This window comes from Chryseobacterium tagetis (assembly GCF_016735585.2).
Lineage (GTDB): Bacteria > Bacteroidota > Bacteroidia > Flavobacteriales > Weeksellaceae > Chryseobacterium > Chryseobacterium tagetis.
The window spans coordinates 1-5,450 of record NZ_JAERSE020000008.1 but is presented as its reverse complement, the minus strand read 5'-3'; the positions used below and the strand labels follow the sequence as shown (position 1 = coordinate 5,450).

Sequence of the window (5,450 nt, the reverse complement as noted above, 5' to 3'; positions counted from 1 at the left end):
AAAAAAAGTCTCATAGAACTTAATCTATGAGACTTTAAAATAAAAACTGGCGGCGACCTACTCTCCCGCTTTCGCAGTACCATCGGCGCTGGTGGGCTTAACTTCTGTGTTCGGAATGGGAACAGGTGAGCCCCACCGCTAAAACCACCCTAAAGGTTGTATATAAGGTTCAGGTTGCAGATCGTAGGTGTTAGGTAGTAGCTTGACTGCTACCTGCTTCCTTGTATCTATCATCTGATACCTGTTTTATCGGTAAATTTCATCACAAAGGCAAAACCAAGCTTGCACTTATAAGGCTTGTTTAATAATAACCAATAGGCTATAAATCTACGGGTAATTAGTACTACTCGGCTATGCTGTTACCAACTTTACACCTGTAGCCTATCAACGTTGTCATCTCCAACGACCCTTAAAAGATGTCTCATCTTGAGGCGAGTTTCGCACTTATATGCTTTCAGTGCTTATCTCTTCCAAACGTAGCTACTCAGCGGTGCACCTGGCGGTACAACTGATACACCAGAGGTTTGTTCAATTCGGTCCTCTCGTACTAGAATCAAGCCCTCTCAAACATCTAACGCCCGCAATAGATAGAGACCGAACTGTCTCACGACGTTCTGAACCCAGCTCGCGTGCCACTTTAATGGGCGAACAGCCCAACCCTTGGGACCTTCTCCAGCCCCAGGATGTGACGAGCCGACATCGAGGTGCCGAACCTCCCCGTCGATGTGAGCTCTTGGGGGAGACTAGCCTGTTATCCCCGGAGTACCTTTTATCCTATGAGCGATGGCCCTTCCATACGGAACCACCGGATCACTATGTCCTGCTTTCGCACCTGATCGACTTGTAGGTCTCACAGTCAAGCACCCTTATGCCATTACACTCTACGCACGGTTACCAAGCGTGCTGAGGGTACCTTTGAAAGCCTCCGTTACTCTTTTGGAGGCGACCACCCCAGTCAAACTACCCACCACGCAATGTCCTTCTAAAAGAAGTTAGGCTCCAAGTAAGTAAAGGGTGGTATTTCAACGTTGACTCCACAAACACTAGCGTGCCTGCTTCAAAGTCTCCCACCTATCCTACACATTACTTACTCAAAGTCAATACGAAGTTATAGTAAAGGTTCACAGGGTCTTTTCGTCCCATTGCGGGTAATCGGCATCTTCACCGATACTACAATTTCACCGAGCTCGTGGCTGAGACAGTGCCCAGATCGTTACACCATTCGTGCAGGTCGGAACTTACCCGACAAGGAATTTCGCTACCTTAGGACCGTTATAGTTACGGCCGCCGTTTACTGGGGCTTCAGTCAAACGCTTCGCTTACGCTAACGCCCTTCCTTAACCTTCCAGCACCGGGCAGGTGTCAGACCCTATACAGCATCTTTCGATTTAGCAGAGTCCTGTGTTTTTGATAAACAGTCGCCTGGGCCTCTTCACTGCGGCCAGCATTGCTGCTGGCGTCTCTTCTTCCGAAGTTACGAGACTATTTTGCCTAGTTCCTTAGCCACGACTCACTCGAGCACCTTAGGATTCTCTCCTCGACCACCTGTGTCGGTTTTGGTACGGGTTGCTTCACTTCGGCTTTTCTTGGATCCGATTTCACTATAACAGCTTCGCCCGAAGGCTAGGCCTTGACACTTCCGTCCGTCTTCAATAGCTACGTCGAACCGTCCCCTTTTTAGTGTGAGCAAGTATGGGAATATTAACCCATTGTCCATCCACTACCCCTTTCGGGTTCGCGTTAGGTCCCGACTAACCCTCAGCTGATTAGCATGGCTGAGGAAACCTTAGTCTTTCGGTGAGGGGGTTTCTCGCCCCCTTTATCGTTACTTATGCCTACATTTTCTTTTCTATACGCTCCACAATACCTCGCGATACTGCTTCTGTGCCTATAGAATGCTCTCCTACCAGATGTAATAAATTACAAATCCATAGCTTCGGTATTCTGTTTATGCCCGATTATTATCCATGCCGGACCGCTCGACTAGTGAGCTGTTACGCACTCTTTAAATGAATGGCTGCTTCCAAGCCAACATCCTAGCTGTCAATGCAGTCCAACCGCGTTGCTTCAACTTAACAGAAATTTGGGGACCTTAGCTGTTGGTCTGGGTTCTTTCCCTCTCGGACATGGACCTTAGCACCCATGCCCTCACTGCCGTAGAACATTTATTAGCATTCGGAGTTTGTCAGGAATTGGTAGGCGATGAAACCCCCGCATCCAATCAGTAGCTCTACCTCTAATAAACTTATATACGACGCTGCACCTAAATGCATTTCGGAGAGTACGAGCTATCTCCCAGTTTGATTGGCCTTTCACCCCTACCCACAGGTCATCCGAAGACTTTTCAACGTCAACCGGTTCGGTCCTCCACTCTGTGTTACCAGAGCTTCAACCTGCCCATGGGTAGATCACAAGGTTTCGCGTCTAATCCTACTAACTATGCGCCCTATTCAGACTCGCTTTCGCTCCGGCTCCGGTACTTAATACCTTAACCTCGCTAGTAAAATTAACTCGTAGGCTCATTATGCAAAAGGCACGCCGTCACCCAACTTGTGGGCTCCGACCGCTTGTAGGCGTACGGTTTCAGGTTCTATTTCACCCTTCTATTCGAAGTGCTTTTCACCTTTCCTTCACAGTACTTGTTCACTATCGGTCTTTCAGGAGTATTTAGCCTTGGAGGATGGTCCCCCCATATTCAGACAGGATTTCACGTGTCCCGCCCTACTCATTTATCATCTATGTATACCTTTCGAATACCGGGCTATCACCGTCTATGGCTGTTCTTTCCAGAACATTCTTCTAAATATATAAAGACTTTTGGGCTAATCCGCTTTCGCTCGCCACTACTTACGGAATCTCTTCGATTTCTTTTCCTCCGGGTACTTAGATGTTTCAGTTCTCCGGGTTTGCTTCCCCTAAGGGATGACTGGTCTTCAACCAGACGGGTTGCCCCATTCGGACATCTCGGGATCAATTCGTGTGTGCCAATCCCCCGAGCTTTTCGCAGCTTACCACGTCCTTCTTCGCCTCTGAAAGCCTAGGCATCCGCCATACGCCCTTAACGATTTCTTTCCTATTTTTAGGTTACTCAAGCACTTATAAGTGCTCGGTTTTCTCTTTGTGATGTCTTTACCGTTAATGTCAATGATCTTAATTTCTTCTTTTCCGACTAATGAACAGATGTTGTTTTTGGCTCCATCCGTAACTTTTAAATCAGTCTTCCAAAACTGTGGAGAATAAGGGAGTCGAACCCTTGACCTCCTGCGTGCAAGGCAGGCGCTCTAGCCAGCTGAGCTAATTCCCCCTCTAGTAGACTTAAAGACTCAAGATGCTAGATACAAGATTTTAATCTTGCCTTCTCGCTCTTTCATCTTCCCGTCTTGTAATTAGTAGTCTCGGGCAGGCTCGAACTGCCGACCTCTACATTATCAGTGTAGCGCTCTAACCAGCTGAGCTACGAGACTGTCTGTTAGACGTAAAGATGATAGATTCAAGATGTTAGACTTAATTACTTTCGTCTTTTTTCTTTCTTCTTTTATCTTTGTCTCTCTCAATCCCTTTACTAATTTCTAGTGGGTTTTGTATTTTTTATATATCAACCAAACAAAAAACTAAAGCTTGAACTTTAAGTAAGTTCTGGACACATAGTGTCCTTGTTTTTTTATCGTCTAAAGACGCTCTAAAATGAGATGTTCCAGCCGCACCTTCCGGTACGGCTACCTTGTTACGACTTAGCCCTAGTTACCTGTTTTACCCTAGGCAGCTCCTTTTACGGTCACCGACTTCAGGTACCCCAGACTTCCATGGCTTGACGGGCGGTGTGTACAAGGCCCGGGAACGTATTCACCGCGCCATGGCTGATGCGCGATTACTAGCGATTCCAGCTTCATAGAGTCGAGTTGCAGACTCCAATCCGAACTGAGACCGGCTTTCGAGATTTGCATCACATCGCTGTGTAGCTGCCCTCTGTACCGGCCATTGTATTACGTGTGTGGCCCAAGGCGTAAGGGCCGTGATGATTTGACGTCATCCCCACCTTCCTCTCTACTTGCGTAGGCAGTCTCACTAGAGTCCCCAACTTAATGATGGCAACTAGTGACAGGGGTTGCGCTCGTTGCAGGACTTAACCTAACACCTCACGGCACGAGCTGACGACAACCATGCAGCACCTTGAAAATTGCCCGAAGGAAGGTCTATTTCTAAACCGATCAATTCCCATTTAAGCCTTGGTAAGGTTCCTCGCGTATCATCGAATTAAACCACATAATCCACCGCTTGTGCGGGCCCCCGTCAATTCCTTTGAGTTTCATTCTTGCGAACGTACTCCCCAGGTGGCTAACTTATCACTTTCGCTTAGTCTCTGAAGCCGAAGCCCCAAAAACGAGTTAGCATCGTTTACGGCGTGGACTACCAGGGTATCTAATCCTGTTCGCTCCCCACGCTTTCGTCCATCAGCGTCAGTTAAAACATAGTGACCTGCCTTCGCAATTGGTGTTCTAAGTAATATCTATGCATTTCACCGCTACACTACTTATTCCAGCCACTTCTACTTTACTCAAGACCTGCAGTATCAATGGCAGTTTCACAGTTAAGCTGTGAGATTTCACCACTGACTTACAGATCCGCCTACGGACCCTTTAAACCCAATAAATCCGGATAACGCTTGCACCCTCCGTATTACCGCGGCTGCTGGCACGGAGTTAGCCGGTGCTTATTCGTATAGTACCTTCAGCTTTCCACACGTGGAAAGGTTTATCCCTATACAAAAGAAGTTTACAACCCATAGGGCCGTCGTCCTTCACGCGGGATGGCTGGATCAGGCTCTCACCCATTGTCCAATATTCCTCACTGCTGCCTCCCGTAGGAGTCTGGTCCGTGTCTCAGTACCAGTGTGGGGGATCACCCTCTCAGGCCCCCTAAAGATCACTGACTTGGTAGGCCGTTACCCTACCAACTATCTAATCTTGCGCGTGCCCATCTTTATCCGCCGGAGCTTTCAATATCAAGTGATGCCACTTAATATATTATGGGATATTAATCTTCCTTTCGAAAGGCTATCTCCCTGATAAAGGCAGGTTGCACACGTGTTCCGCACCCGTACGCCGCTCTCTCTGTTCCGAAGAACAAATACCGCTCGGCTTGCATGTGTTAGGCCTCCCGCTAGCGTTCATCCTGAGCCAGGATCAAACTCTCCATTGTATGTTTGTCTGACTCACTCAAAGTTTCTTAACGCTTTAGTTTTTCCTTACTTGGTTGTTATATTGTATTTCAATGAACTTCGTTCTTTCGCTTTTTCCGAAGCAATCTCTCTGTCAGTGTTGCTCTGTATTTGCGAGTGCAAAAGTAAAAATTTATTTCTTACCGACCAAATGTTTTTGAAGAAAATTTTAAAGTTTTTTGATGACCTTAATCCCTTATATCAAACATTCAATCTCACTCCTGCGCTTCCC

At 47.2% G+C, this 5,450-nt stretch carries 2 tRNA genes and 3 rRNA genes; all 5 read right to left on the bottom strand.

Annotated elements, in window-relative coordinates:
* Window positions 1-44: 44 nt before the first annotated feature.
* Window positions 45-152, bottom strand: a 5S ribosomal RNA gene (gene rrf, locus JI747_RS20325).
* A gap of 165 nt (window positions 153-317) precedes the next feature.
* Window positions 318-3,072, bottom strand: a 23S ribosomal RNA gene (locus JI747_RS20320).
* 158 nt (window positions 3,073-3,230) lie between these two features.
* Window positions 3,231-3,304, bottom strand: a tRNA-Ala gene (locus JI747_RS20315).
* Between the two features lie 86 nt (window positions 3,305-3,390).
* Window positions 3,391-3,464: transfer RNA gene (locus tag JI747_RS20310), tRNA-Ile, on the bottom strand.
* Between the two features lie 218 nt (window positions 3,465-3,682).
* Window positions 3,683-5,199 (bottom strand): 16S ribosomal RNA (locus tag JI747_RS20305).
* Together the 16S, 23S and 5S rRNA genes with 2 tRNA genes alongside form the textbook arrangement of a ribosomal RNA operon.
* Window positions 5,200-5,450: the final 251 nt, after the last annotated feature.